The organism is Roseomonas sp. SRI_022, assembly GCF_057586215.1.
In genome coordinates, this window is record NZ_JBYCZL010000033.1 from 1 (window position 1) to 25627 (window position 25627).

Here is a 25627-nt window from a genome sequence, read left to right on the forward strand (position 1 = left end):
CGCCATACCAGGGCGACCGCCAATCGGCTCGCGGCCGCGCCGCGAGCCAGGAGCGCAAAGCGCGACCGCGCCCAGACCAACCGCCGCCCCCGGCGCACCAGCCCAGGGCGCGAAGGCAAGCGGCCCGGACGGGCCGCGCCCGCCGTTTGAGGGCCAGGTAAAATGCGCATCATCGCCGGGCGCCATCGCGGCCGGGTGCTGCGCGCCCCCGATGGGGCGGCGACGCGCCCGACCGCCGACCGCGTGCGCCAGGCGCTGTTCGACATGCTGTGGCATGCCCCCTGGGGCGGGCGGACGGTGGTTCAGGACCAGCTCGTGCTCGACGCCTTCGCCGGCACCGGCGCGTTGGGGCTGGAGGCCCTGTCGCGCGGCGCCGACCACGCGACCTTCCTCGAGAACGACCGCGCGGCGCTGTCCGCGCTGCGCGCCAACATCGCCGCCTGCAAGGAGGAAGCACGCACGGCGATCCTCCCTACCGACGCGCTGCGCCCACCCCGCGCGCGGGTGCCCTGCGGGCTGGTCTTCCTCGATCCGCCCTATGGGAAGGATTTGGTGCCGAGGACCGTCGCGGCGCTGGATGCCGCCGGCTGGGTCGCGCCCGGCGCGCTGCTGGTCGCCGAGACCGGTGCGGAGGAGGTCCTGAACCTGCCGGGCTTCGAGGCCCTCGCCCAGCGCAGCCACGGCGCGGCGACGCTCCATATTCTGCGTGCGCCGGGCGGTGCCTCCTGCTGATCAGCGCCGCCCGAACATCCGCTCCAGCGCGGCGCCATCCAGCCGCAGCACGGTCGGCCGGCCATGGCTGCAGGTCGCTGCGCGGGGCGTCGCCTCCATGGACCGCAGCAGCGCATCCATCTCCGCCGCGTTGAGCCGCCGCCCGGCGCGCACGCTGCCATGACAGGCAAGCCGCGCCACCGCCGCATCCAGCCGACGCTGCAGCGACGCCGCCTCGCCGAGTTCGGCCAGTTCCTCGGCCAAGTCTCTCAGCAGCGGCGCGGGTTCCGGATTGCCGAGCAGCGCTGGCAGCGCGCGGACCAGCACCGCGCCGGGGCCGAAGCCCTCGATCTCCATCCCCAACCGCGCCAGGGCCGCCGCATGCGCCACCAGCCGCTCCGCATCGGCGGGCGGCAGGTCCACCACGGCAGGCAGCAGCAGCGGCTGCGCGCGCACGCCGCCTTCGACGAGCTGCGCGTTGAATGCCTCATGCGTCAGGCGTTCATGGGCGGCGTGCTGGTCCACCAGCACCAGCGCGCCATCAGGCGCTTCGGCGATGACGTAGGTGTCGAGGATCTGCGCCACGGCGCGCCCCAGCGGGTGCTGTTCCGGCGCGCGTTCCGTCACCATTGCCGGGCGCGGCGGCGCGGCGGGTGTCAGGCCCAGCAGCCGCTGCATCGGTGGTAGCGGGGGCGGCGGCGTCAGCATCGCGTGGCTTTCCGCGAAGCCGCCGGGTTGGGCGGGTTCCGGCGGAAGCGGCGCGGGGGTGAAGGCGGGCATCGCCACCGCCGTGCCGGCGCCCACCGCCAGCGCCCGGCGCAGCGCGGAGATCACCGCCCCACGCACCGCCTCGCCTTCGCGGAAGCGCAGCTCCGTCTTCATGGGATGCACGTTCACATCGACGCTCTCGGGCGGCACGTCGAGGAACAGCGCGGCGGCCGGGTGCCGCCCCTGCGCGATCAGGTCGCGATAGGCGACGCGCAGTGCCACGCGCAGCATCGGGTCGCGCACCGGGCGGCGATTGACCACCAGATGCTGCGCCATCGTCGTCGGCCGCGTGTAGGACGGCAGCGCCGCGAGGCCGCGCAGATCCAGCGTGACGCCGACCGCTTCCACCGGCACCGCCGCGGCCGCGAAGTCCGGGCCGAGCACCTGGCGGATGCGCCCCTCCCAATCGGTGGCGGCGAGGTTCAGCGCCTCCCGCCCATCGCTGTCCACGCGGAAGGCGACGCCGGGCCAAGCCAGCGCCAGGCGGCGCACCGCCTCGATGGCGTGATCGGCCTCGGTGCGGGGGTGGCGCAGGAACTTGCGCCGTGCCGGGGTGGCGAAGAACAGGTCGCGCACCTCGACCCGCGTGCCCGGTGCGCCGGAGGCGGGCGAGACCGGGCCGACATGCCCGCCTTCGACGGCGATGCGATGCGCGGAACCGCCGGCGGGACGGGAGGTGATGGACAGCCGCGCCACAGCGCCGATCGAGGGCAGCGCCTCCCCCCGGAAGCCCAGCGTGGCGATGCGGAACAGCGTCGCTTCCTCGGGCAGTTTCGAGGTGGCGTGGCGTTCGATCGCGAGGGCGAGGTCGGCGGCATCCATGCCGATGCCGTCATCCTCGACCAGGATGCGGTCCATGCCGCCGCCTTCCAGCACGACGGCGATGCGCGTCGCCCCGGCATCGAGCGCGTTCTCCACGATCTCCTTCACCGCGGCGGCGGGGCGTTCCACCACCTCGCCGGCGGCGATGCGGTTGGCGGTGGTCTCGGACAGGCGGCGGATCAGGGGCCGGGGGGGCGACTCGGCCGCGGCGGCGGACATGTGACGACCATAACACGCCCCCCGAAGGCTTTCCTTCCGGTGCGTGCGCTGACACGCCATGCTGCGCGCGAATCTGTGAGTGAATGGGGACAGGGGTGGAAGCATCGGACCGGCGGCCGATCGCGGCGCGCAATCTCGGGGTGACGCAACGCATGGCGGCGGCGCTGGTGGCGCGTGGGGCGTCGCCGAACGGCATCTCGGTGGCCGGCATGGTGGTGGGGCTGGCGGCGGGGCTGGCCTTCGCTGCGACCGCCTGGCTGCCCGGCGCGGCCTGGGTTCTGTGGCTGCTCGGCGCGCTGCTGGTGCAGGCGCGGCTGATGGCGAATTTGCTGGATGGCATGGTGGCGATCGGGCGCGGCGTCGCCTCTCCGGTGGGCGAATTGTTCAACGAGGTGCCGGACCGTGTGTCGGACGCGGCCGTGCTGGTCGGACTCGGCGTGGCGGCCGGTTGCTTGTCGCTCGGCATCGCGGCCGCGCTGGCCGCGATGCTGACCGCCTATATCCGCACCACGGCGCGGGCGGCGGGCGCGCCATCCGATTTCGGCGGGCCGATGGCCAAGCAGCACCGAATGGCGCTGGCGACGGGCCTTGCCGTCTGGTGCGCGGTGATCCCGGGGGCCTGGGGCGGGGCGATGGCGGTGTGGGTCGTGCTGGTGGTCATCGCGCTGGGCTCGGTGCTGACCGCCTGGCTGCGTCTGTCGCGCGCCGCCGCGGCGCTGAGGGCGAAGCCATGATCCGCGAGGCCGTCTTCGCGCATCCCGTCACCATCGGCATCGTCGCCGCCACCGTCGCGGTGCTGGCGATCGCAGGCGCGGTGATCGGCGCCATGACGCTGACGGGTCGCGGCACGCCGGAACTGCGCCGCGAGCTTTGGCTGCGCACCGGGTCCTGGTGCCTGCTGCTGCCGCTGATGATGGGCCCGGTGCTGCTCGGGCGCGAATGGGTGATCGGGGCGGTGACGCTGCTCGGCATCGCCTGCCTGCGCGAATTCGACCGCGCCACGGGGCTGTTCCGCGAACCGCTGGTCGCGGCCATCGTCGTGCTCGGCATCCTCGCCGCCAACTTCGCCGCGCTGGACCATTGGTATGGGTTCTTCGTGGCTCTCTGGCCGCTCACGGTCGGTGTGATCGTCATCGGCACCATCCCGCAGGACCGGCCGGCCGGATACATCCAGCGCACCGCGCTCGGCATCTTCGCGTACATGCTGTTCGGCGCGGGGCTCGCGCATCTGTCCTTCATGGCGAATGAACCGGGCTACCGGCCGATCCTGCTGATGCTGCTGACCACCGTGGCGCTGTCGGACGTCGCCGCCTTCACCTTCGGCAAGCTGATCGGCGGGCCGAAGCTCTGTCCCGCGACCAGCCCGAACAAGTCGATCTCGGGCGCGGTGGGCGCGCTGACGGTCACCACGCTGCTGGTCGCGACACTCGCCTTCTTCATCTTCCGCGGCACGCCGATGGCGCAGGTGCATTGGCTGTTGATCTTCGGCCTGATCGTGGGCATCGGCGCGCAGGCGGGCGACCTGATGCTGTCTTCCATCAAGCGCGACATCGGCATCAAGGACATGGGCACCATCCTGCCCGGCCATGGCGGCGTGCTGGACCGCTTCAACTCCCTGCTGCTGGTGGCACCCGCCGCCTTCCACTTCATCCAGTTCTTCGTCGGCTTCGGCATGGGCCAGCCGGCACGGCTGATCACGGGGGGCTGATGGACTTCAAGCTGCGCCCGGCGCGCGACCATGGGCTTGAAGGCGCGGACCGCCTGAAAAGCCTGTCGCGCGAACGCGGCCTCGGCAGCCTGGTGCTTGGCCGCGCCTGGCGCACCGTGCTGCGCGGCTACATGCGCGCCTTCCATCGCCTTGAGGTGGTGGGGCACGAGAACCTGCCACCACCGCCCTTCATCATCATCGCCAACCACAGCAGCCATCTCGATGCGCTGACGCTGTCCGCCGTGCTGCGCGGGGATGCGGCGCGGCGCGCGCATTCGCTGGCGGCGGGCGACACCTTCTTCACATCGACGCTCGGTTCCGCCTTCGCGGCCTATGCCGTCAACGCGCTGCCGATCTGGCGCAAGCGCACGCGCGCGAGCGAGATCGCCACGCTGCGCGAAAGGCTGCTGGAGGATCGGCTCGTCTACATCCTGTTCCCCGAGGGCACACGCTGCCGGGACGGCGTCATGGCCGGCTTCCAGCCCGGCATCGGCGCGCTGGTGGCGGGCACCGATGTTCCGGTCGTCCCCTGCTTCCTCGACGGTGCCTTCGCGGCCTGGCCGCCGACGCGGAAATATCCGCGCCCCGGCCGGCTGCGCCTGGTCATCGGCGCGCCGGTCCGTGCGGACGACCTGCCCACGACGCGCGCGGGGTGGGAGGAAACGGCGCGGCGCTGCGAGGCGGCGGTGCGCGCGCTGGCCTGACCGCGCGCTTCAGGCCTGCGGCGCTTTCGCGCCTCCGGTCATCACCTTCCGCATCGTCCGATCGCGTGATTCAGACCTTCGGCGCCTTCGCGCCTCCGGTCATCACGCTCAACCCTGCAACCGCCTGATCTCCGCGATCAGCGGCGCCGTCGTCGGGTCCTGCTCCGACTCGCGGCCTTCCAGCGCCGGCAGGATATGCGCGGCGAGCTGCTTGCCGAGTTCCACGCCCCATTGGTCGAAGGGGTTGATGCCCCACAGCGCGCCGAGGCAGGCGACCTTGTGCTCATACAGCGCGACCAGCTGGCCCAGCGTGTAGGCGTCGAGGCGCGGCAGCAGGATCACCACGGATGGCCGGTCGCCGGCGAAAACGCGGTGCGGCGCGACCTGGTCGATCTTCGCCGCCGCGACGCCGGCCGCCTGCATCTCCGCACGCACCGCCGCCTCATCCTTGCCGACCAGCAGCGCCTCGGCCTGCGCGAGGCCGTTCGCGAGCAGCTTGCGGTGGCTGTCGGGATTCGCGTGGTCGGGATTGGCGACCAGGATGAAATCCACCGGCACCGGCGTCGGTGACTGGTGGATCAGTTGCATGAAGGAATGCTGCGCATTGGTGCCGGGTTCGCCGAACACAACCGGCCCGGTGCCGCGCGACAGGCGCGACCCGTCCGCATGCAGCCCCTTGCCGAGGCTTTCCATCTCAAGCTGCTGCAGATGCGCGGGGAAGCGCGCGAGGCGCTGGTCATAGGGCAGCACGGCGCGGGCGGGATAACCGAGCGCATTGACGTGCCACGCCTCGGCCAGCGCCAGCAGCACCGGCAGGTTGTCCTCAAGCGGGGCTGCGAGGAAATGCTCGTCCATCGCGCGTGCGCCGGCGAGCAGCCGTTCGAATTCCGCCCAGCCCAGGGCGAGCGCGAGCGACAACCCGATCGCGCTCCACAGGCTGAACCGCCCGCCCACCGTGTCGGAGAAGCCGAAGACGCGCTCGGGCGGGATGCCGAAGCCGGCCGCACCCTTCAGGTTGGTGGACAGCGCGACGAGGTGGCTCGCCGCGCCCTCCGCCCCCATCGTGGCGGCGAGCCAGTCGCGCACCAGCGCGGCATTGGTCATCGTCTCCTGCGTCGTGAAGGTCTTCGACGCGACGAGCACGAGCGTGGTCGCGGGGTCGAGCCGCGGGTGCAGCGCATCCCACGCATGGGCGTCGACATTGGCGAGGTAGTGCGGCCGCATCAGGCTGTCCGGCGTCCACAGCGCGCGCGCGGCCATGAAGGGACCAAGGTCGGAACCGCCGATGCCGATATTCACCACATCGGTGAAGCGCTGCCCGGTGGCGCCGCGCAGGGCGCCGCCATGCACCGCCTCGGTGAAGGCGCGCATGCGCGCGCGTGTCTCGCGCGCCAGGCGCAGCGCGGCCTGCGCCTGTTCGCCGGCACCCGGCAGCGATGCGCCGTCCGGCACGCGCAGCGCCATGTGCAGCGCGGCGCGGCCCTCGGTGACGTTCACCAACGCGCCGCTGGCCATGGCGTCGCGGAAGCCTTCGACATCGGCGGCGCGGGCCAAGGCAAGCAGCGCGGCCTGCGCCTCCGGCCCGATCGCGGTGCGCGACAGGTCGAGCAACACATCCCCCGCGCGGCGCGTCATGCGCGCCGCGCGATTCGGATCGGCAGCGAAGTGCGCGCGGATCTCTGCCGCGCCGGGATGGCGGGCGAGGGCATCGAGGGCAGACCAGGCGGCGTCAGGCGTCATCGGGTTCCCTTGCGCGGTCATCCTGTACATGGGCCTCACGCCGCGCGCAGGGCCCAGCGGAGCAGCCCGATGTGGCGCGGGCATGGCACGTGAAGCGCTTCCTGTCCGGTGTCGCCCATGCGACGGAGCATGGCAACCTCCGCCCTCCCCACGCTTCGGTGATGCGATGACGAAACGCCTGGCCCTGCTCGCCCTCCTCCTCCTGCCGGCGCTGCCGGCGCGCGCGCAGGACGCGACGACGACGATGCGCTCCGGCGCCGTCACGCGTGCGGAGGGGCCGGCGCTGCGCCTCGTGGCCGCGCAGCGCCTGCCGCGCTCGCCGATGGGGGAGCGGCCCGATTTCTGTCGCCATCTCTTCACAACCGCGCAGACACCGGCCGGCCGGCAGGTTGTCGCCGCCGGTTGGGCGGTGACGCGCGAGGCCGCGCTCGGCCCCTATCAGGCGGTCTCCTTCGTGCGCGGCGCGGAATCCGGCACCAGTGGCAGCTGCCGGCTGCTCGACGGCAATATCGGCATCTTTCGCGGCGCCGATCTCGTGGCCATCGCCTATGCGCCGGGCGGCGGCGCGGCGATCGGTAGCCTGCGTGCCTTCGGTGCCGATGCGCTGCGCATCTGGGATGGCGATTTCCTCAGCCAGCCGGTGGCGGACCTGCAGCTCGGCCCCGATGGCGGCCCGGTGATCCGCCCGCTGGCCACGGAGGAGCGGGTCTGCGGCGGCAAGGCCGCGGTGCCGAACATCTACGGGCGGCCGATCGACCAGGCGCGCGCGATGCTGCAGCGGAACGGCTGGGCGCCAGCGCCGCCGGAACGCCGCGATGGTCCGGACATCCGCGTCGATGAACTGGTGCGTCGCGGCGTGCCGGAGGTGGAGGATTGCTCCGGCACGGGGTTCGGCTTCTGCGCCTTCGCCTATCGCAGCGCGGCGGGGACGCTGCGCGTCACCACGGCCGGGGATGGCGATCTCCCGGCCGTGGCGGGCTACGGCGTGGATTGCGCGCCGCGTTGAGCGACGCCGAGGGGCGGAATGCCCCTCGTCTCACATGCCGCTGGGCTGCCCGGCCACTGTCACCGCGAGGGCGTCCGGCTTCAGCAGCGACCCAGCGAGGCGCGTCGCATCTGCGCGCGTGATCGCCCGCAGCCGGTCGTTGCGTCCATCCAGCCAGCCGATCGGCCGGTCATTGCGGCGCATCGCCAGCAGGGTGGATGCGATGCGCCGGCTGTCGGTGAATTGCAGCGGCAGCGACCCGGTCAGGTAGGCGACGGCCTCCTCGACCTCGGCCTCGGTCGGGCCTTGCCCGGCGAGGTCGGACCAGACCCCGCGCGTGACCTCCAGCGCCTCGGCGACCCGGGCATTCTCGGTGGCGAAGGCGCCGGTCACGACGCCGCCGCCGAACAGCGTGTCGAGCCCGACGCCGATGCCATAGGTCAGCCCCCGCTGCACCCGCACCGCTTCCATGAGGCGGGAGGAGAAGCCGCCACCGCCGAGCACGCGCAGCACCACCTGCGCCACTTCCCAATCCCTGTCCTGCGGCGCGATGCCGGGCTGGCCGAAGACGATCTGCGACTGCGGCCCGGGCACCGTGACCACCTGGCGGCCGAAGGTGGTGAAGGGGGGCAGGGGCGGCGGCGCCTCGGGCGCCCCGGCCGGCAGGGCGGCGAACAGGTCTTCCATCAGCGCCGCCAACTGGGCCGGGCGGATCGCCCCGGCGGCGGCGATCAGCAACCCGCCGCGCCGCAGCTGGGCGTCGAGCGTGGCGCGCAGCGCCTCGGCCGGGATGGCCGCGAGGCTTTCGGCCGTGCCGGTCGCGGGCCGCCCCGCCGGATGGTTGGGGAAGGCCGAAGCCCAGAAGGCCCGCCCGGCCTGGCCGCGCGGCGTTTCCAACTGGGTGCGCGCACCGGCGATTGCCCGGGCGCGGACGCGTTCCACCGCATCCGCATCGAGCCGCGGCGCCGTCATGGCGAGGCGCGCCAGGCGCACCGCCTCGGGCAGCGCATCGGCAAGGCAGCGGAAGCCGCCCTCGAAGGCATCCCGCCCGGCGGAGAAATTCAGCCCGATCGCCGCATCGCGAAGCGCATCGGCGAAGGCCAGCGCGCGGAGTTCGCCGGCGCCTTCGGTCAGCATCGCCGCGGCCATGGCGGCGGTGCCCTCGCGGCCCGGCGCATCGGCCGCCGCACCCCCGGTCCAGGACCAGGACAGCGAGACGACCGGGACCGAATGATCCTCGACCAGCCAGGCGGACAGGCGGCCGGATTCGACCACCTGGATCGGCAGGGTGAAGCCCGTGGTCATCGGATCACGCCCCTTCCGGCAGGAGCCAGGCGGTGGTGTTCGGCGCGCCGCCGAGCACCGCACGCGCCGCCACGGCCACCTGCGCCTGCGTCACGGCGCGCAGCCGGGCCGGCCAGTATTCCACCACATCCGCCGACAGGCCGATGGCGAGCACGCCGCCCAGCATGCGCGGCGCAGCGCCGAAGCTGTCGAGCGCCAGCAGCGCGCCGGAGGACATCTGACGGATCGCCCGCGCCACCTCGGCTTCGGTCGGGCCATCCTGCAGCAGCGTCGCGATCACGGCGTTGGCGGCTTCCTCCAGCCGTTCCGGCGAGACGCCGCGGCGCGGCACGGCATAGGTCATGAACTCGGTCACGCCCGCTGCCTCGCTGTCATAGGAAGCGCCGGCCTGCACCGCGAGGCCGGTTTCCACCAGCGCCGCATGCATCCGCGACCCCTGGCCGCTGCCGAGCAGATGGGCGAGCACTTCCAGCGGCAGGGATTGGGCGGCGTTCGCGGTGGTCAGGGACGGCGCCATCCAGGCGCGCAGCATCAGCGCTTCGCGTGCCTGGGGTTCGCGCGTCACCAGCCGGGCCTCATGCGCCGCCGTCGGTGCGGGGGCGCGGTCGCGCTTGCGCGCGGCGCGCGAGGGGATGGGGCCGTAATGTTCCTCGGTCAGGGCGCGGGCCTCGGCTTCCGTCACCGCGCCGGCGATCACCAGCGTGGCGTTGGACGGCGCGTAGAAGCCGCTGTGGAAGGCGGTGAGGTCATCGCGGGTGATGGCGCGGATCTCGTCCGCCCAGCCGATGATGGGTCGCCCGGGCCAGGTCTGCGGCCCCCACAGCGCGGCGCGGAAGGCTTCCTGGAAGCGGGCGCGGGGGTTGCTGTCGGTGCGCTGGTTGCGTTCCTCCAGCACCACGCGGCGCTCGCTTTCGAGCTCCTCGGCCGGGATCAGCGCGGCGGCGAAGCGGTCCGCCTCCATCGCCATGATCATCGGCAGGCGGGACGCCTCGACCTGCTGGTAATAGGCGGTGACGTCGCGGGAGGTGAAGGCGTTGTCATTGCCGCCTTCCCGCGCGACGCGGCGCGACAGCAGGCCCGAGGGCACGTTCGGGCTGCCCTTGAACATCATGTGTTCAAGGAAATGCGCGACGCCCGACCGGCCGGCCGGGTCCTCCGCCCCGCCGGCGGCGTAGTAGAGGTACTGCGCGACGACCGGGGCGCGGCGGCTTTCCACCAGCGCGACGGTCAGGCCGTTCGGCAGCGTCCATTGCTTGGCACCGAACAGCGGCGGCTCGGCGGCCGGGGCGGGGGATGCGACCGGCTGGGCGGCGGCGCGTGCCACGGGGGTCGCGGCGAGCGTCGCGGCGGCGGCGCAGAGCGTGTGGCGGCGGGTGATCTCGGGCATCTCCGCAAGATGGGCGCGCGACCGCGGCAGTGGAAGCGGCCTTACGGAAGTGTATGCCACGGGTGTTTCACGAGCCCGGCCCACGCCCCCATCCGGCCGGGCAGGGGTGCGGGCTGGTGCCGGACTCTGGAATGCGCCTGGGGGCGCATTCTCAGGCCATGCCGCTCAGAAGCCGAGCCAGTTCCAGAAGGTGCGGCGGGGCGGCTGTACCACCGGGGTCTCGCCCGATTCCACATCGCGCCCAAGCGCCGCATTCTCCCGCAGGCGCTGCGATTCCCGGGCCGGATCGACCGGCGTGCCGGGCGGCGGCGGGTCGCGCCAGAAGATCAGCCGGTCGCTGAAGCTGCGATCGGGCTGGTCGAGGCGCAGGCTTTCCTCGTCCACCCGGCGGCGGATATCGCCCGGCGCGTCGTTGCCGGCGCGCTGCAGCAGCGCGGCCTCGCCCACGCTCGGGCGGGCGGCCGGGGCGCGGCGCGGGTCCTGCAGCGTCAGGCTCGGCGACAGCAGGGCTTCCGCCTGCTGGCGGGTGCTGCGTTCCTGCGGCCGGGGCGAACCCGGCGTCGGGCTGGGCAGGGTGGTCATGTCCGGCGGCATGGACAGCGGCGCGCGGGTGGTGACCTGGAATTCGTCCGGTGCGTCGCGCACCAGCCCGAGCGTGCGCGCGGTGCTGTCGCCGCAGGCCGGCAGCAGCGCGGCGAGCGCGAGGGTGGCGAGGGTGGGGGGGAGGCGCTTCCTCATGACCCTTCCTTAGAGCAGATCAGGCCCGGGCGAAATCGCCCGGACGGGTGAAGATGCCCGCTCAAATGAGGCGGGCCGATCAGGCCCGGGTTGCGTCACCTGGGCGGGTGAAGGTGCTCGCTCCGGCAAGGCTGGAGCGGTCACCCCTTCGGGGGAGCCGCCTCGGCCGCGGGCTTGGGCCGGAACAAGGCATCCGCGACCAGGGCGACGACGCCGCAGACAATGGCCGCATCGGCGATGTTGAAGACATACCAGTGCCAACCCCAGGCGTGGGCATCCACGAAATCCACCACGGCACCGAAACGGATGCGGTCGATCACGTTGCCGATCGCCCCGCCCACCACGGCGCCGAGCGCGATGGCGGTCAGCCGGTTTTCCGCCCGCGTCATCCAGCGCAGCAGGAAGGCCGCGATGGCCGCGGCCAGCAGCGCCAGCGCCAGATGATGCCACGACCCGTTGCCTGAGAGCAGGCCGAAGGTGACCCCCCGGTTCCACACCATCGTCAGGTCGAGCCCGAAGGGCCCGGCGGCGAGCAGCGGGATCTGGCCGACCTCCGGCAGGCGGGCGACCTCGAGCATCCACCATTTGCTCACCTGGTCGGCGACCAGGATGGTGGCGGCGATGGGCAGGCCAAGGCGCAGGCTCATGCCGCCGCCCTCCGTGTCGAAAGGGTGTAGACGATGGCCCAGGCCATCATCAGCAGGCCGCCCGCCACCACGGCGATGTCGGCGATGTTGAAGGCGAAGCCGACATCGCCGCGGCGGACCACCAGATAGTCCACCACGGCCGTGTGCAGCATGCGGTCGGCGAGGTTGCTCACCGCACCACCGACCACGGCGCCACGGCCGATGTTCAGCGCCACCCGGCGCGAGCCGACCATGCGCAGCAGCATCACGACCGCGACCAGCACGACGAGCGACAGCACCATGAACTGCGGCCAGCCGCCGGCCGGCAGCAGCATGCCGAAGAAGATGCCGGGGTTGAGGATAAGGGCGACGCCGAGGCCGAATTCCGCATCGCCCAGCAACGGCACATGCGTGCCCGGCGCCATGCCGGCATTCAGCGCCCAGACCTTGGCCGCCTGGTCCAGCAGCAGGACCAGCAACGCGGTGATGAGGCCCACGCGCAAGGTCAGGCGGTCCCCATCATGCGAGGGCTTCCACCGCGTCCTCGCACCGCAGGCAGAGCGTCGGATGCTTCGTGGAGGCGCCGACCTCGGGCAGGACGCGCCAGCAGCGGGCGCATTTGGCACCGGGGGCGGGTGCGAAGGCGGCCTCGGGTGCCTCGGCCCGTGCCAGCGCGAAGCCGGAGGTGATGCAGATCTCCGCCCAGCCCTCGGCCGGCAGCAGGTTGATGTCGGCGACCGGCACGGCCAGCGACGGCGCGGCCTGCAGGCTTGACCCGATGGTGCCGGCGGCGCGCGCCTTTTCGAGTTCCGCCGTCACCACGCCGCGCAATTCGCGCACCCGCGCCCATTTCGCCGCCAGCTCATCGTCCTTCCACCCCTCCGGCACGAAGGGGAAGTCGAGCAGGTGCACGCTCCCCTCCTCATCCGGGAAACGCGCCAGCCAGGCTTCCTCGGCGGTGAAGGCCAGCACCGGGGCGAGCCACTTGCACAGGCAGCCATGCAGGATGTCGAGCACCGTGCGCGCCGCGCGCCGGCGCAGGCTGTCCGGCCGGTCGCAGTACAGCGCGTCCTTGCGGATGTCGAAGTAGAAGGCGCTGAGGTCGGTGGCGCAGAAATTGTGGATCTCGGGATAGACGCCGGTCCAGGCGAAGCGGTCCGCCGAACTCGGGTCCGCCGCGCCGCGGATGCGTGCATCCAGCTCCGTCAGCCGGTGCAGCACCCATTTCTCGAGCTCGGGCATCTCGTCATAGGTGACCGTCTCGGCATCCGCATCGAAGCCGTCGAGGCTGCCGAGCAGCCAGCGCAGCGTGTTGCGGATGCGGCGATAGAGCTCCGCCTGCTGCTTGAGGATCTCCGGCCCGATGCGCAGGTCGAGCGAGGTGTCGGAATTCATCACCCACAGGCGCAGGATGTCCGCGCCGTACTGCTTCATCACGTCCTGCGGGGCGGTGACGTTGCCGAGCGATTTCGACATCTTCCGGCCCTGCTCGTCGAGCACGAAGCCATGCGTCAGCACCGCCTTGAAGGGTGCGACGCCGTTCGTGCCGACGGATTCCAGCAGCGAGGAATGGAACCAGCCGCGATGCTGGTCCGAGCCTTCGAGATAGAGGTCGGCCGGGAAGGGCAGGTGGCGCGGCGGCAGCACGAAGGCGTGGGTGCTCCCGCTCTCGAACCACACATCGACGATGTCCATCACCTGCTCGTAGAGCTTCGGATCGCGGTCGGGGCCAAGGAAGCGCGCGGCGGCACCGGGCTTGTACCAGGCATCGGCACCCTCGGCGCGGAAGGCCTCGACCACGCGCTCGATGATGGCGGGGTCGCGCAGCGGCTCGCCCGACTGCTTCGACACGAAGATCGGGATCGGCACGCCCCAGGCGCGCTGGCGGCTGATGCACCAGTCCGGACGTGCGGCGACCATCGATCCAATGCGGTTGCGCCCGGCATCGGGGACGAAATAGGTCGCGTCGATCGCGGCCAGCGACTTCGCGCGGATCTCGTTGCCGTCGTCCATGGCGATGAACCACTGCGGCGTCGCGCGGAAGATCACCGGCTTCTTGGACCGCCAGGAGTGCGGGTAGGAGTGCGTCAGCTTCCCCGTCGCAGCCAGCGTGCCGGCCGCGCGCATCGCGTCATAGATCGCGGTATGCGCCTTGAAGACGTGCAGCCCCTCGAAGCCCGGCGCGTGCTGGGTGAAGGTGCCGTCGTCGTTGACCGTCTCGGGGATCGGCAGCCCGTATTGCCGGCCGAGGTTGAAGTCGTCCTCGCCATGGCCGGGTGCGATGTGCACGAAGCCGGTGCCGGCTTCCGTCGTGACGAAGTCGCCGGGCAGCACGCGCACGTCGAAGTCGTAGCCCTGGCCGCGCAGCGGATGTGCGGCGATCGCGCCGTCCAGCTCCACGCCTTTCAGCACGCGCTTGACGGTATGCGCGCCGATGCCCGCTTCCTTCTCGAAGCCCGGCAGCAGCGGGAGCGCGACGAGCAGCCGGTCGCCCACCTTCAGCAGGGAGGATTCGGTCACGCTCTCGACATGCACCAGCGCGTAGTCGATCTCCGCGCCATAGGCGACGGCGCGGTTGCCCGGCATGGTCCAGGGCGTGGTGGTCCAGATCACCACATCGGCGCCGACGAGATCCGGCGCGCCCGCCTTCAGCACACGGAACTTCGCGTGCAGCGTCGGGCTGACATGGTCGTGGTACTCGATCTCGGCCTCGGCCAGCGCGGTCTTCTCGACCGGGGACCACATCACCGGGCGCAGGCCGCGATAGAGCGAGCCGTTCAGCAGAAACTTGCCGATCTCCCCGGCGATCTTCGCCTCGGAAGCGAAATCCATCGTCGCGTAGCGGTCGGGCCAGTCGCCGGCGACGCCCAGGCGCTGGAATTCCTCGGACTGCACACCGAGCCAGTGCTGGGCATAGGCACGGCACTCGGCCCGGAAGTCTAGCACCGGCACCGCGTCCTTGTCCTTCCCCTTGGAGCGGTACTCCTCCTCGACCTTCCATTCGATCGGCAGGCCGTGGCAGTCCCAGCCCGGGACGTAGTTCGCGTCATGCCCGGACATCTGGGCCGCGCGATTGACGACATCCTTCAGGATCTTGTTGAGCGCGTGCCCGATATGGAGGTTGCCGTTGGCATAGGGCGGGCCGTCATGCAGCACGAAGCACTCACGGTCTTTCGACTGTGCGCGCAGCCGTTCCCAGATCTTCAGCTGCGCCCAGCGTTCCAGCATGGCGGGTTCGCGCTTCGGCAGGTCGCCCCGCATGGGGAAAGGGGTCTTCGGCAGGAAGACGGTGCCGCGATAGTCGCGGGCCTCGGCGGGGCTGTCGGTCATGGATGCCTGTCTCGGTACGCCCGGCGCCAATCGGTTGGGGCGGGCGGCGTGTCGGTGGGGAAAGCGCGCGCTGGAACCCGGCCCTCAGCGGAGGGCCGGGACGGTAATTCGCGCAGGCGCGTTCCAGGCCATGACCTGCATATGCGGAGGCGGGCCGGGGTGCGTCAAGCGGGCGCAGCGCCGATTGCCGCCGCCCGGCCGTGGGGGCACCGCGCGGCTCAGCGCCGCGTCCGGCGCTCGGACAAGGCGACCGGCTGGCCGGCCCCGAGCCCGGAGACGCAGGCCTCGGCCTGCACCTCCCTGGTGGCGGCCGCCAGCGCCGCGCAGAGCAGCGGGGCGCGCACCTCCCACGCCTGGTCTTCCGGCGGGGTGCCGATGGCATAGGCCGCCGGCCCGTCGCCCCCGAGGGCGATGGCCGCGGCCAGCCGTGGGCCGTCCTGGCCGAGGTAGCGTGCCGCCACCTCCTCCCGCGCCGCGGCCAGCACGGCGGGCCCAGCCGCACCCACGCCGATCGCGACGACCAGGCCCGCGCTGGCATCCACGCGCAGGGCGCGGACCGCGCCCAGCACCTCCGCCACCGGCTCGGGGGGCGGCGTGCGGCATGCCTCTGCCGGGTGGGCCGGCACTTCCAGCACGGCGGCGAGTTCAGGGAGCAGCGCCCGGACCATCGGGCGCATGGCGGCCTCGGTACGTTCCGAAGTGAAAACGGCAATGGCGGCGTCGGCGACCATCCAGTCCCGCGGCAGGTTCAGCACCAGCAGCCTGGCGCAGGGACGCTGGGTGCCGGCTTCGGCCGCCGGCCGCATCCAAAGCAGGTCGAGCCCGGCGAAGGGTTCGTCCGCCGCGGCCGGGGCCAGGGCGGCGAGGGCGACGGCCAGCCCTGCGGCGACCGGCCTCGAGATGCTGCGCATAGGAGCCTCCCGAACTGGTGAGGTTCGGGGCAATCTACGCCTGTACGCGCCGCCAATCTGTGCCGTTTCGCACGGTCTTCCGGTGGGTCAGCCCAACGCGGCGCGGGCCTGGCGCACGTCCTCGGCGATCGCGACCTTCAGCTCCTCAAGACCCGCGAATTTCGCGTCCGGGCGCAGGAAGCGCACCAGCCGAACGCCGATTTCCTGGCCATAGAGGTCGCCGGAGTAATCGAAGATGAAGGTCTCGAGCCGCGTCTCGGGGTCGCCGCCGAGCGTGGGACGGCGGCCGACATTGGCCACCCCCTTGGCCTCGGACCCGCCGGGCAGGGCGATGGTTACGGCATAGACGCCGTGGGCCGGTTCCAGGTGCCGCCCCAGCCACATATTGGCGGTCGGCCAGCCCAGCACGCGGCCGAGCTTGTCGCCATGCACCACCGTGCCGCGGACCTCCCACGGCCGGCCGAGCTTCTCGGCGGCGCGTTCCGGGTAGCCATCCTGCAGCAGGCGGCGGATGCGGGTGGAGGAGACGGCCTCCCCGTCATGCAGCAGCGGCGGCACGACGGTCAGGCCCATGCCGCGGCGCTCGGCCTCCCGCGCCAGGAAGGCGACGTCGCCGCCGCGCCGGTGGCCGAAGGCGAAATCCGGCCCGCAGGCCAGGTGCCTGGCGCCGAGGCCCTTGTGCAGCACGTCCTCCACGAAGGCTTCGGCCGACATGGCGGCGAAGGCGTCGTCGAAGGGCAGGGCGAAGACGAAGGCCGCCCCGGCGGCGGCCAGGGCGCTGGCCTTGGCCGGCAGCAGCGTCAGCCGGAAGGGTGGGTCCTGGGGGCGGAAATGCTCGCGCGGGTGGGGTTCGAAGGTCAGCGCGGCGCGCGGCAGGTCGGGCCGCGCCGCATGCGCCGCGCGCAGCACCGCCGCATGGCCGAGATGCACGCCGTCCATGTTGCCGAGCGCTATGGTCGCCCCGCGCGCCACACGCGGGACGTGTTGCCAGGCCTCGATGATCGTCGCCATGGCCGTCAGGTCTGGCCCGGCAGCAGCCAGCGCGGCACCTCGGGCGGGGTGAAGGCCGCCAGGGCGTCGAGCGCGGCGTCGGGATCGGGGGCGATCATCGCCATGGGGCGCATGTCGGCCTTCAGCAGCCCTTCCGCGACCATGTGGTCCAGCATCGCCATCTGCTTCTGCCAGTAGCCGCGCGTGTCGATGAAGACGACTGGCTTGCGATGGATGCCGAGCTGCAGCCAAGTCAGCGCCTCGACCGCTTCCTCGAGCGTGCCGTAGCCGCCGGGCAGCACCAGGAAGCCATCGGACATTTCGGCCATCATCGCCTTGCGTTCATGCATGGAGGCGACGATGCGCAGGTCGGCGACGTCGCCATTGCCGGCCTCCCGCGCCACCAGCCCATGCGGGATGATGCCCGTGACCGGCGCGCCGGCGGCGAGCGCAGCCCGCGACACGACGCCCATCAACCCGACGGCGCCGCCGCCATAGACCAGGCCGAGCCCACGCGCGGCGATGGCGCGGCCGAGCGCCTCGGCCGCCTGCGCGTATTCCGGCCGGGCGCCGGTGGCCGAAGCGCAGAACACACAGACGCGGTGGATCATCTATTCCGCCGCCTTCGCCGTCTGGGCGCGGGACGGCACGGAGACATAGGCCTCCCCCTCCAGTACCGGTTCGCCCTTCACCGTGCAGACGGTGCGAAGCGTGGCGCGGTGCTTGTCCGGGTGCAGGGCCATGACCTCGACGGTCGCCGTCACGGTTTCCCCGATCCGCACCGGCGCGCGGAACTTCAGCGTCTGCGACATGTAGATCGTCCCCGGCCCGGGCAATTGCGTGCCGAGCACCTTGGTGATCAGCCCCGCCGCCAGCATCCCATGCGCGATGCGTTCCTTGAAGATCGAGGTCGCGGCGTATTCGGCATCGAGGTGCATCGGATTGGTGTCGCCAGTGACCGCGGCGAACAGGACGATGTCCGCTTCCGTAATGGTCTTGGAGAATTTCGCGGTCAGGCCGACCGACAGGTCCTCGAAGGCATAGAGTTCGGGCATGGGCGGCGGGGGTCCCCGTTGTGCGCTGCGGGGGGGTCGGTAGCCTTCCGGCCCGGGATGGACAAGGGAAAACCCCGCTGCCAGAAGCCGGGCTCCCCTGCACCAAGGAGCGACACCCATGCCGCAGACCGAGATCGGTTCGTCCGAACGCCTGCTCGAGGAACTCAAGACCTGGGTGCTGCATGAGACGCCGACCACCGACGCGGCGGCGGTGAACGGCCTGATCGGCAAGGCGGAGGCGGAGCTCGCCGCGGTGGGCGCGGCGCTGGAACGGATTCCCGGCACGAACGGCTATGGCGACACGCTGGTGGCCCGCACCCCGGGCGAGGGCGCGCCGGTCGTGGTGGCCGGGCATCTCGACACCGTGTGGGACCTCGGCACGCTCGCGAAATCCATGCCCTGGAAAGTGGATGGGGCGAAGGCGCATGGCCCGGGCATCTACGACATGAAGGCCGGGTCCTTCTTCGCCTTCCATTCCGTGCGCGAGATCCTGCGCCAGAAGGTGAAGACGAAGCGCCCGATCATCCTGCTGCTGACGCCCGATGAGGAAGTCGGCAGCCCGACCTCCCGCGCGCCGATCGAGCGCGCGGCGACGGGTGCGCGCGCCGTGCTGATCCCCGAACCCGCGGGCGGGCCGAACGGAGCCTGCGTCACCGCCCGCAAGGGCGTGGGCCGCTTCGTGATGAAGGTCCATGGCGTCTCCGCCCATGCCGGCGGCAACTGGCAGGACGGGCGCAGCGCGGTCGTTGCGCTGGCGCGCAAGATCCTCGAGGTCCATGCGCTGACCGACCTCGCCGGCGGCACCACCACGAATGTCGCGCCGATCTGGGGCGGCACCCGCCCCAACGTCGTCCCGCCCGAAGCCGGCTGCGAGATCGACTGCCGCGTCACCTCCGTCCCCGAGGGCGAGCGCATCGAGCGCCTGATCCACGCCATGGCCGGCGAGGCCGGCGGCATCCGCATCGAGGTCGAAGGCGGCATGAACCGCCCGCCGATGGTCGAGACGCCGGAAATCACCGCGCTGTACGACATGGCGCGCGGGCTTGCCGCGACGCATGGCTACGACCTGCCGAAGCAGCATCGCGGCGGCGGATCGGACGGCAACTTCACGGCGGCGATCGGGGTGCCGACGCTGGACGGACTGGGCTGCACCGGGGCAGGCGCCCATGCACCGTTCGAGCACATCCTGTGGCAGGACCTCGCGCCGCGCTGCGCCACGCTGTGTGCGTTGCTGGAAAGCATCGACTGAGATGGAGGGGCCTTGCCCCTCCAAACCACCCCACCAAAGGCCAGTGGCCTTTGGAATGCCGGGACTTGGCGCCGGGGACCACCAGGCGTGTTGATCTACCTGGCGGCAGCGCTGGCCGAGATCGGGGGGTGCTTCGCCGTTTGGGCGGTGGTGCGGCTGGGGCGTAGCGCGCTGTGGCTGGTGCCGGGGATCGGCTTGCTGGTCGCCTTCGCCTCGCTGCTGACGCGCATCGATACCCCGGCGGCGGGGCGCGCCTTCGCGGCCTATGGCGGGGTCTATATCGCTGCCTCGCTCGCCTGGATGTGGGGCGTGGAAGGGCTGCGGCCGGATCGCTGGGACGCGATCGGCGCGATGCTGTGCCTCGCCGGCGCGGCCATCATCCTCGGCGCGCCACGCGGGGCCTGACGCGCGGGCGCCGCGCCCCCACATTCACCCCGACAGCGAGGGGGAAGAATGCGATGCCGAAGGCCCTGATCATCGGCGCGGGGGACGGGCTTTCCGCCTCCCTGGCGCGGCTGCTGGCGCGGGAGGGCTACGCTATCGCCCTCGCCGCGCGGAATATCGCCAAGCTGGACGCGCTGGTGGCCGAGACGGGCGCGGTCGCGAACGCCTGCGACGCGGCCTCCGAACCCGACACCGCCGCGCTGTTCGACCAGCACGGCGATGCCGAGGTGGTCGTCTACAACCCATCCTTCCGCACGCGCGGGCCGTTCACCGAGCTGGTGCCGGCCGATGTGCAGAAATCGCTGCAGGTCTGCGCCTTCGGCGCCTTCCTCGCGGCGCAGCAGGCAGCGCGGCGCATGGTCCCGCGCGGATCCGGCACCATCCTGCTGACCGGCGCCTCGGCCGGCGTGAAGGGCTATCCGCAATCCGCGCCCTTCGCGATGGGCAAGTTCGCGCTGCGCGGCCTGGCGCAATCCATGGCGCGCGAGCTGCACCCGCAGGGCGTGCATGTCGCACACATCGTCATCGACGGCGGCATCCGCAGCGCGCGGCGGCCGGAAGGCGGGCAGGACACGCTGCTCCACCCCGATGCGATCGCCGAGACCTACCTGCACCTGATCCGCCAGCCGCGGTCCGCCTGGTCCTGGGAGATCGAGGTCCGGCCCTGGGTGGAACGGTTCTGAAAGACCGTTTGAGAAGTCCGGTACCGACCCGCACCCCCACCTGGCCACCCACGTCAGTATCCTGGAATGGGTGGCCAGGTGGGGGTGCGGGTCGGTGCCGGACTTCAGAATGCGCCGCATGGCGCATTCTCGAATGACCTCTGACGCATCAGCGCGCCGGCCGCAGCGTGACCTCCTCGACCGTCTCGGCGCGGATCTCGATATCCGCCTCGCCGTATCGCTCGCCGTTGATGGCCGCGACGCGGTAGCGGCCAGGGGCGAGCGCGAATTCCACCCGCTCCTGGTCCGGCCAGTCATCGACTGCGTCGTGGTCGCCATCGAGCGCGGTGATCGACACGCGCGGATCGGGCACGCCGAAGCCCTCGCGCCGCAGCGCCAGCGTGCCGAAGCGCACCGGTACGGGCAGCACCACCACATCCCCTGCGGTGACGGCAGCCTCGGCGCTGCCTTCGGTGTTGCCGATCGTCGCCCGCAGCCGGTGGGTGCCGGTCGGGACCAGGAAGGCGCGGATGTCGCCTTCGGCCTCCATGCCGCGCCGCTGGTCGCCTTCCAGCCCGCCGAGCGGCTGCACCTCCAGCCCGGCCGGCCGGGTGACCGCGGCGCCGGAGGGTTGCGACACCACCGCGCCGACCAGCCAGCCGGCATCGAGCAGCACCTCCACCCGTCCGGGCCCGGACGGCGGCACGGTGGCGGTGACCGGGCCGCGTTCGAACAGCGGTGTTTCGACGATCACGGCATATTCGCCGGCCGGCAGGTCGAAGAAGCGGCCGAAGGGGTCGCCATTGGTGGCCACCACGTCATCGCCGCGGCGCAGCAGGATGCGCGCATCGCCGATCATGGGGTCGCAGCCCTGGCACATCCGAAGCGTGACGATCAGCCGAGGCACCGGCACCGGTTCGCCGCGCGGTGCCGTGGCGCGGGGCCCAGGGAGCGGTGCCGCTGCGGCGCGGTCGAGTGCCGCGGCGAGTTCCTCGGCATCGGCCGCCGTCTGCGCCCGGCCGCCGGTGGCCTCGGCCATGCAGCGCAGCTGGGCGAGCGCCGCCGGGTCGCTCACCGCGAAGCCGATGGTGTGGATCGCCACCCGCGCGCCGGACCGCGCGAAGGCCTGGGCCACGGCGCAGGGGTCGGGGTGGCAGGTCTCGATGCCGTCGGTGACCAGGATGACGCTGCCGCCGCCATTGCCGACCGCATCGGCGGCGAGGCGCACGGCCTCGGCGAGCGGGGTGCGGCCGCGCGGCGTGATCGTTCGCGCGAGGGTGGCGATGCCGGCGGCGTCCGTGGCGGGCGCACGCAGCACCTCGGCATCCGCGCAATCCTGCGTGCTGCGATGGCCATAGGCGGCGAGCCCGACCGGCCGCCCGGCGGGCCAGCGCGCCATCAGCGCGGCCACGGCGTCGCGCGCGATGTCGATGCGGCTGCGGTCGCCGCTGCGGCCCCACATCGAGGCCGAGCCGTCCAGTACCAGCATGGCGGGCTGCGCGGCGAGCGGAAGGCTGGCGAGGCAGAACAGGAACACTAGTATGGCGGTGCCGCGGCGCATCATCGGTCCTTCCCGTCCGGCAGCCATGCAACCAGGGTGCGGCGGGTCATGGCAAGCAGCCTGCGCGCTTTCGCTTCGACCGGATGAAGTCCTTCTGCGAATATGCCGGCGGGGAGAATGACCATGCCGACAGCCTCCGCGTCCATACGCGCCTTCTTCGACGAACCGACCAACACCGTATCCTATCTGGTATGGGACCCGGCGACCAAGCGGGCGGCGGTGATCGACCCGGTGCTCGACTGGGACAACCGGTCCGGCACTGCCGATGTCGCCTTCGCCGACCGCATCCTGGCCGCGGCGCAGGAGGAAGGGCTGGCGATCGACTGGGTGCTGGAGACGCACGCCCATGCCGACCACCTGACCGCGGCCCCCTATTTCAAGGCGAAGACCGGCGCGCCGATCGGCATCGGCGAGCATATCCGCGAGGTGCAGGCGATCTTCCGCCCGATGTTCCACGCTGATGACGTGAAACCGGGCGGCGGCGACTTCGACCACCTGTTCAAGGATGGCGAGCACTTCGCGCTCGGCGGGCTGGAGGTGGAGGTGATCCACACGCCGGGCCATACGCCGGCCTGCATATCGTACCGTATCGGCGACGATGTCTTCGTGGGCGACACGCTGTTCATGCACGACTACGGCACGGCTCGGGCGGATTTCCCGGGCGGCGATGCACGCGTGCTGTACCGGTCGATGAAGAAGATCCTGGCCATGCCGCCGCACACCAGGCTGTGGATGTGCCACGACTACAAGGCGCCGGGGCGCGACGCCTTCGCCTGGGAATCGACCGTGGCGGAACAGCGCGCCCACAACCCGCATGTGAAGGATGGCGTGACCGAGGATGAGTTCGTCGCCTTCCGCACCAAGCGGGATGCGGGGCTGGCGGCGCCGCTGCTGCTGCTGCCGTCCATCCAGGTGAACATCCGCGCCGGGCGCTTCCCCCCGGCCGAGAGCAACGGCGTGCGCTACCTGCTGGTGCCGGTCACCCCGCGCAAGGCCGACGCCCTGGCCTAGGACACCCCCCGGGCCTGTGCTAGGGCGGGCCCGTGCTGTTCCAGAGCCAGACCTTCATCCTGCTGTTCCTGCCGGTGACGCTCGCGCTGTATTACGCGACCGCCGGCAGCCGCACGCTGCGGCAGATCGTCGCGGTGGTGGCCTCGCTCACCTTCTATGCCGCCTGGGATGTGCGCTTCGTGCCGTTGCTCGTGGGGCTCACGCTGCTCAACTGGGTGATCGGCTGGTTGCATGAGGCCGACCGCGAGCGCGACTGGCCGGTGATCGGGGTGGTGGCGAACCTCGCCGTGCTCGGCGTCTGCAAGTTCACCAACTTCTTCGCCGGCACCTTCGCCGCCCTGCTGGGCATCACCTTCACCCCCTGGGACATCATCCTGCCGCTGGGGATTTCGTTCTTCGTCTTCCAGAAGATCTCCTACCTCGTCGATCTGCGGCGCGGGCAGGCGCATGCCTATCCGCTGCTCGACTTCTTCATGTTCGTCACCTTCTTCCCGCAGCTCATCGCCGGGCCGATCGTCCGGCACAACGAGATCATCCGGCAGTTCGCCACCGATCCCCGGCGGCCGGAGATGTGGGAGAACCTGTCGCGCGGCCTGGTGCTGTTCGCGATCGGGGCGGCGAAGAAGCTCGGCATCGCCGATTTCGTCTCGGAAGTTGCGGACCGGCTGTTCACCGCGGCGATGACGGCACCGGCCTCGGCGGCGGAAGCCTGGACGGCGGCCGGCGCCTTCACGCTGCAGATCTATTTCGACTTCTCGGGTTATTCCGACATGGCGATCGGGCTCGCGCTGATGTTCGGTCTGCGCATGCCGTTCAATTTCGATGCGCCCTATCGTGCCACGTCGATCCGCGATTTCTGGCGGCGCTGGCACATGACGCTGTCGCGCTTCCTGCGCGACTATCTCTACATCCCGATGGGGGGCAATCGCGGCGGCGGGCTCGCGCAGGCACGCAACGCCATCGTGACCATGTTGCTCGCGGGGCTGTGGCACGGGGCGAACTGGACCTTCGTGGTCTGGGGTGGGCTGCATGGCATCGCGCTGGCGATCAACGGCGCCTGGGCGCGGGCGGGGCTGCGCATGCCGGCCCTGCTCGGCTGGGCGCTGACGTTGTTGTTCGTCATGGCCGGCTGGGTGCTGTTCCGCGCGCCGGACTTCGCCACGGCCTGGACACTGCTGCGCGGCATGGCGGGGCTGGAGGGGATTGGCCAGGTGAAGGTCGATCACGCGGTGGCCTTCGTCGCGGGTGCTGCCATCGCGCTGATCGGGCCGACCAGCCAGCAGGTCGCGCTGCTGCGGCTGCGCCCGATCCATTGGCTGGCGGTGCCGGTCGGCATCGTGCTGCTGCTTCTCATCCTGCAATCCGGCACCAGGACGCCCAGTGAGTTCATCTACTTCCAGTTCTGACCCGGCCTGGCGCCGCTTCTTCCAACGCGCCGTCGCCACGGCGGCGATCGGCTGCGCGGCGCTCTATGCCTTCGTCGCGCTGGTCGATCCCTGGGGCGTGCTGCCCTTCCATGTGCCGGCGGAACGCCCGCCGATCTCGACCAATGCGCGCTATGCCTTCGCCGGGCTGGCGCGGTCGGACCGCTTCGATGCGGCGATCTTCGGCACATCCACCAGCCGCATGCTGCGGCCCGCATCGCTGAACGAGGCCTTCGGCGCACGCTTCGCCAACCTCGCGATGAATGCCGCCACGGCTTATGAGCAGTCGCGCCTGTTCGATGTCTTCCTGCGTGCGCATCCGCGCCCGCGCGCGGTGGTCATCGGCCTCGACCATGTCTGGTGCGATGCGGGTCCGTTGCAGCGCTACACCCCGCGCGCCTTCCCCGAGGCCTTCTACGAAGCGAGCCCCTGGCCGGCCTATCGCGAGATGCTGTCCTTCTACGCGGTGCAGGAGGCGGGGCGGCAATTCGCCGTGCTGACCGGCATGATGCGCCCGCGCTACGGCCGCGACGGCTACACGCGCTTCCTGCCGCCGGAGGAGCGATACGACGCGGCGCGCGCCGCCGCGAACCTGCCGCCATTGCCGCCTGAGACATCCCGCCACGTCGCGACGCCGCCCTCCGACCTGCCGATGCCGCCCTTGGCATTGCTCCAGCGCATGGTCACGGCCACGCCGGAACAGACGCGGCTGGTGCTGGTCTTCATGCCGCTGTTCCTTGGCGCACAGGGTGCGCCCGGCAGCGGCAGCGCGGCGGTGACCGAAGCCTGCAAGCGCGAGGTCGTCGCCATGGCACGCGCACGGCCCGGCACGGTGGTGCTGGATTACTGGCGCGCCAGCCCGATCACCCGCGAGCCCACCAACTACTGGGACCCGATGCATTATCGCGACGCGATCGCGGAGCGCATGGAAGCGGCCCTGTCGCGTGCGGCGCGCGGTGCGCCGGGCGGCAGCGAGGACTACGCCGACCTCACGCCATAGGCGCGGTCAGTAGTAGCCGAGCAGGTGCATCACCAGCACCGCGACGAGGATCCCGTCGCCGACCACATGAAGGATGATGTCGCCGATGTCGGGGCGCCAGCCGCTCCCCGATATCCGGCGCGGCGCGAGGGTGTATTCGGGATTGGATGCCCTGGGGTGCTCCATCAGGGCGCGGAGGTGCTGGCTTGCCGTGTGGCCCCGGGCGTCGCCGGGTGCGTCGATGGCGTCGGGATCGTCGGCCATGCCGGTTCTTCCCATGGTGCGGAGCGCGGCCATC

General features: G+C 71.6%; 25 protein-coding genes. 11 read left to right on the forward strand and 14 right to left on the reverse strand.

Annotated elements, in window-relative coordinates; all coding sequences use genetic code 11:
- The first annotated feature begins 162 nt into the window (after nucleotides 1-162).
- Complete coding sequence (rsmD, locus tag AC2YHJ_RS23990; RefSeq protein WP_487398710.1) at nucleotides 163-732, forward strand: 16S rRNA (guanine(966)-N(2))-methyltransferase RsmD; 570 nt, start codon at nucleotides 163-165, stop codon at nucleotides 730-732.
- Here the strand turns inward: rsmD and mutL are convergent, their stop codons facing one another.
- Nucleotides 733-2520, reverse strand: a complete 1788-nt coding sequence (gene mutL, locus AC2YHJ_RS23995; protein WP_487398711.1) for a DNA mismatch repair endonuclease MutL — start codon at nucleotides 2518-2520, stop codon at nucleotides 733-735.
- Nucleotides 2521-2615: 95 nt separating this feature from the next.
- On the opposite strand from mutL, the gene AC2YHJ_RS24000 reads away from it, so the two are divergent.
- Genes AC2YHJ_RS24000 through AC2YHJ_RS24010 form a run of 3 tightly spaced genes read left to right on the forward strand, consistent with a single transcriptional unit; the run spans nucleotide 2616 to nucleotide 4932 of the window.
- A complete protein-coding gene (locus AC2YHJ_RS24000) occupies nucleotides 2616-3254 on the forward strand; it encodes a CDP-alcohol phosphatidyltransferase family protein (RefSeq protein WP_487398712.1) in 639 nt (212 codons plus the stop codon).
- Nucleotides 3251-4228: a phosphatidate cytidylyltransferase gene (locus tag AC2YHJ_RS24005; protein ID WP_487398713.1), complete on the forward strand. Its 978-nt coding sequence runs from the start codon at nucleotides 3251-3253 to the stop codon at nucleotides 4226-4228. Before AC2YHJ_RS24000 ends, AC2YHJ_RS24005 begins: the two co-directional genes overlap by 4 nt.
- Entirely contained in the window at nucleotides 4228-4932 is a 705-nt protein-coding gene (locus AC2YHJ_RS24010) for a lysophospholipid acyltransferase family protein (RefSeq protein ID WP_487398714.1), read from the forward strand. Before AC2YHJ_RS24005 ends, AC2YHJ_RS24010 begins: the two co-directional genes overlap by 1 nt.
- A gap of 108 nt (nucleotides 4933-5040) precedes the next feature.
- On the opposite strand, the gene pgi is transcribed toward AC2YHJ_RS24010, so the two are convergent.
- Complete coding sequence (gene pgi / locus AC2YHJ_RS24015; protein ID WP_487398715.1) at nucleotides 5041-6672, reverse strand: glucose-6-phosphate isomerase; 1632 nt, start codon at nucleotides 6670-6672, stop codon at nucleotides 5041-5043.
- A 166-nt stretch (nucleotides 6673-6838) separates the two neighbouring features.
- On the opposite strand from pgi, the gene AC2YHJ_RS24020 reads away from it, so the two are divergent.
- Nucleotides 6839-7678, forward strand: a complete 840-nt coding sequence (locus tag AC2YHJ_RS24020; protein WP_487398716.1) for a hypothetical protein — start codon at nucleotides 6839-6841, stop codon at nucleotides 7676-7678.
- 30 nt (nucleotides 7679-7708) lie between these two features.
- Here AC2YHJ_RS24020 and AC2YHJ_RS24025 read toward each other — a convergent pair whose 3' ends face one another.
- From AC2YHJ_RS24025 to AC2YHJ_RS24070, 10 genes are all read right to left on the reverse strand, one after another.
- Entirely contained in the window at nucleotides 7709-8962 is a 1254-nt protein-coding gene (locus AC2YHJ_RS24025; protein WP_487398717.1) for a M16 family metallopeptidase, read from the reverse strand.
- Between the two features lie 4 nt (nucleotides 8963-8966).
- Nucleotides 8967-10349: a M16 family metallopeptidase gene (locus tag AC2YHJ_RS24030; RefSeq protein WP_487398718.1), complete on the reverse strand. Its 1383-nt coding sequence runs from the start codon at nucleotides 10347-10349 to the stop codon at nucleotides 8967-8969.
- Nucleotides 10350-10514: 165 nt separating this feature from the next.
- Entirely contained in the window at nucleotides 10515-11087 is a 573-nt protein-coding gene (locus AC2YHJ_RS24035) for a DUF3035 domain-containing protein (protein WP_487398719.1), read from the reverse strand.
- Between the two features lie 140 nt (nucleotides 11088-11227).
- A complete protein-coding gene (gene lspA, locus AC2YHJ_RS24040; RefSeq protein WP_487398720.1) occupies nucleotides 11228-11734 on the reverse strand; it encodes a signal peptidase II in 507 nt (168 codons plus the stop codon).
- Entirely contained in the window at nucleotides 11731-12210 is a 480-nt protein-coding gene (locus tag AC2YHJ_RS24045; protein WP_487398721.1) for a signal peptidase II, read from the reverse strand. The genes lspA and AC2YHJ_RS24045 overlap by 4 nt, the downstream gene beginning before the upstream one ends.
- 22 nt (nucleotides 12211-12232) lie before the next feature.
- A complete protein-coding gene (ileS, locus tag AC2YHJ_RS24050; RefSeq protein ID WP_487398722.1) occupies nucleotides 12233-15043 on the reverse strand; it encodes an isoleucine--tRNA ligase in 2811 nt (936 codons plus the stop codon).
- A 218-nt stretch (nucleotides 15044-15261) separates the two neighbouring features.
- Nucleotides 15262-15954, reverse strand: coding sequence for a hypothetical protein (locus AC2YHJ_RS24055; RefSeq protein ID WP_487398723.1), 693 nt, complete (start codon nucleotides 15952-15954; stop codon nucleotides 15262-15264).
- Nucleotides 15955-16041: 87 nt separating this feature from the next.
- Entirely contained in the window at nucleotides 16042-16965 is a 924-nt protein-coding gene (locus AC2YHJ_RS24060) for a bifunctional riboflavin kinase/FAD synthetase (RefSeq protein ID WP_487398724.1), read from the reverse strand.
- Between the two features lie 5 nt (nucleotides 16966-16970).
- A complete protein-coding gene (locus AC2YHJ_RS24065) occupies nucleotides 16971-17555 on the reverse strand; it encodes an LOG family protein (protein WP_487398725.1) in 585 nt (194 codons plus the stop codon).
- Nucleotides 17556-17999, reverse strand: a complete 444-nt coding sequence (locus AC2YHJ_RS24070) for a MaoC family dehydratase (protein ID WP_487398726.1) — start codon at nucleotides 17997-17999, stop codon at nucleotides 17556-17558. It abuts the gene before it with no gap.
- A 118-nt stretch (nucleotides 18000-18117) separates the two neighbouring features.
- On the opposite strand from AC2YHJ_RS24070, the gene AC2YHJ_RS24075 reads away from it, so the two are divergent.
- From AC2YHJ_RS24075 to AC2YHJ_RS24085, 3 genes are all read left to right on the forward strand, one after another.
- Nucleotides 18118-19248, forward strand: a complete 1131-nt coding sequence (locus tag AC2YHJ_RS24075) for a M20 family metallopeptidase (RefSeq protein ID WP_487398727.1) — start codon at nucleotides 18118-18120, stop codon at nucleotides 19246-19248.
- Nucleotides 19249-19335: 87 nt separating this feature from the next.
- A complete protein-coding gene (locus AC2YHJ_RS24080) occupies nucleotides 19336-19653 on the forward strand; it encodes a YnfA family protein (protein WP_487398728.1) in 318 nt (105 codons plus the stop codon).
- Nucleotides 19654-19706: 53 nt separating this feature from the next.
- A complete protein-coding gene (locus tag AC2YHJ_RS24085) occupies nucleotides 19707-20375 on the forward strand; it encodes an SDR family NAD(P)-dependent oxidoreductase (protein ID WP_487398729.1) in 669 nt (222 codons plus the stop codon).
- Nucleotides 20376-20523: 148 nt separating this feature from the next.
- Here AC2YHJ_RS24085 and AC2YHJ_RS24090 read toward each other — a convergent pair whose 3' ends face one another.
- Nucleotides 20524-21918 carry a vWA domain-containing protein gene (locus tag AC2YHJ_RS24090; RefSeq protein WP_487398730.1) on the reverse strand — a complete coding sequence of 465 codons (1395 nt, stop codon included), beginning with the start codon at nucleotides 21916-21918 and terminating at the stop codon, nucleotides 20524-20526.
- A 120-nt stretch (nucleotides 21919-22038) separates the two neighbouring features.
- Here AC2YHJ_RS24090 and AC2YHJ_RS24095 point away from each other — a divergent pair, with 120 nt between their 5' ends.
- The 3 genes from AC2YHJ_RS24095 to AC2YHJ_RS24105 are packed head-to-tail and all read left to right on the forward strand — an operon-like array spanning nucleotide 22039 to nucleotide 25350.
- The gene (locus AC2YHJ_RS24095; protein ID WP_487398731.1) at nucleotides 22039-22926 is read left to right on the forward strand and encodes an MBL fold metallo-hydrolase; all 888 of its coding nucleotides are present in this window, start codon (nucleotides 22039-22041) and stop codon (nucleotides 22924-22926) included.
- Between the two features lie 32 nt (nucleotides 22927-22958).
- Complete coding sequence (locus tag AC2YHJ_RS24100) at nucleotides 22959-24332, forward strand: MBOAT family O-acyltransferase (protein ID WP_487398732.1); 1374 nt, start codon at nucleotides 22959-22961, stop codon at nucleotides 24330-24332.
- Nucleotides 24307-25350, forward strand: coding sequence for a hypothetical protein (locus AC2YHJ_RS24105; protein WP_487398733.1), 1044 nt, complete (start codon nucleotides 24307-24309; stop codon nucleotides 25348-25350). Before AC2YHJ_RS24100 ends, AC2YHJ_RS24105 begins: the two co-directional genes overlap by 26 nt.
- A 6-nt stretch (nucleotides 25351-25356) precedes the next feature.
- Here AC2YHJ_RS24105 and AC2YHJ_RS24110 read toward each other — a convergent pair whose 3' ends face one another.
- On the reverse strand, nucleotides 25357-25593 hold the full coding sequence (locus tag AC2YHJ_RS24110) for a hypothetical protein (protein ID WP_487398734.1): 237 nt from the start codon (nucleotides 25591-25593) through the stop codon (nucleotides 25357-25359).
- Between the last annotated feature and the right edge of the window lie 34 nt (nucleotides 25594-25627).

What these genes read in the sequence shown, in the direction of transcription:
- AC2YHJ_RS24010 (WP_487398714.1), top strand. Translation starts at nt 4,228, where the DNA reads ATGGACTTCAAGCTGCGCCCGGCGCGCGACCATGGGCTTGAAGGCGCG.
- AC2YHJ_RS24065 (WP_487398725.1), bottom strand. Translation starts at nt 17,555, where the DNA reads ATGATCCACCGCGTCTGTGTGTTCTGCGCTTCGGCCACCGGCGCCCGG.
- ileS (WP_487398722.1), bottom strand. Translation starts at nt 15,043, where the DNA reads ATGACCGACAGCCCCGCCGAGGCCCGCGACTATCGCGGCACCGTCTTC.
- AC2YHJ_RS24075 (WP_487398727.1), top strand. Translation starts at nt 18,118, where the DNA reads ATGCCGCAGACCGAGATCGGTTCGTCCGAACGCCTGCTCGAGGAACTC.
- AC2YHJ_RS24020 (WP_487398716.1), top strand. Translation starts at nt 6,839, where the DNA reads ATGACGAAACGCCTGGCCCTGCTCGCCCTCCTCCTCCTGCCGGCGCTG.
- AC2YHJ_RS24035 (WP_487398719.1), bottom strand. Translation starts at nt 11,087, where the DNA reads ATGAGGAAGCGCCTCCCCCCCACCCTCGCCACCCTCGCGCTCGCCGCG.
- mutL (WP_487398711.1), bottom strand. Translation starts at nt 2,520, where the DNA reads ATGTCCGCCGCCGCGGCCGAGTCGCCCCCCCGGCCCCTGATCCGCCGC.
- AC2YHJ_RS24070 (WP_487398726.1), bottom strand. Translation starts at nt 17,999, where the DNA reads ATGCCCGAACTCTATGCCTTCGAGGACCTGTCGGTCGGCCTGACCGCG.
- AC2YHJ_RS24030 (WP_487398718.1), bottom strand. Translation starts at nt 10,349, where the DNA reads ATGCCCGAGATCACCCGCCGCCACACGCTCTGCGCCGCCGCCGCGACG.
- AC2YHJ_RS24095 (WP_487398731.1), top strand. Translation starts at nt 22,039, where the DNA reads ATGCCGACAGCCTCCGCGTCCATACGCGCCTTCTTCGACGAACCGACC.
- AC2YHJ_RS24090 (WP_487398730.1), bottom strand. Translation starts at nt 21,918, where the DNA reads ATGATGCGCCGCGGCACCGCCATACTAGTGTTCCTGTTCTGCCTCGCC.
- lspA (WP_487398720.1), bottom strand. Translation starts at nt 11,734, where the DNA reads ATGAGCCTGCGCCTTGGCCTGCCCATCGCCGCCACCATCCTGGTCGCC.
- AC2YHJ_RS24060 (WP_487398724.1), bottom strand. Translation starts at nt 16,965, where the DNA reads ATGGCGACGATCATCGAGGCCTGGCAACACGTCCCGCGTGTGGCGCGC.
- AC2YHJ_RS24055 (WP_487398723.1), bottom strand. Translation starts at nt 15,954, where the DNA reads ATGCGCAGCATCTCGAGGCCGGTCGCCGCAGGGCTGGCCGTCGCCCTC.
- rsmD (WP_487398710.1), top strand. Translation starts at nt 163, where the DNA reads ATGCGCATCATCGCCGGGCGCCATCGCGGCCGGGTGCTGCGCGCCCCC.
- AC2YHJ_RS24005 (WP_487398713.1), top strand. Translation starts at nt 3,251, where the DNA reads ATGATCCGCGAGGCCGTCTTCGCGCATCCCGTCACCATCGGCATCGTC.
- AC2YHJ_RS24085 (WP_487398729.1), top strand. Translation starts at nt 19,707, where the DNA reads ATGCCGAAGGCCCTGATCATCGGCGCGGGGGACGGGCTTTCCGCCTCC.
- pgi (WP_487398715.1), bottom strand. Translation starts at nt 6,672, where the DNA reads ATGACGCCTGACGCCGCCTGGTCTGCCCTCGATGCCCTCGCCCGCCAT.
- AC2YHJ_RS24110 (WP_487398734.1), bottom strand. Translation starts at nt 25,593, where the DNA reads ATGGCCGACGATCCCGACGCCATCGACGCACCCGGCGACGCCCGGGGC.
- AC2YHJ_RS24025 (WP_487398717.1), bottom strand. Translation starts at nt 8,962, where the DNA reads ATGACCACGGGCTTCACCCTGCCGATCCAGGTGGTCGAATCCGGCCGC.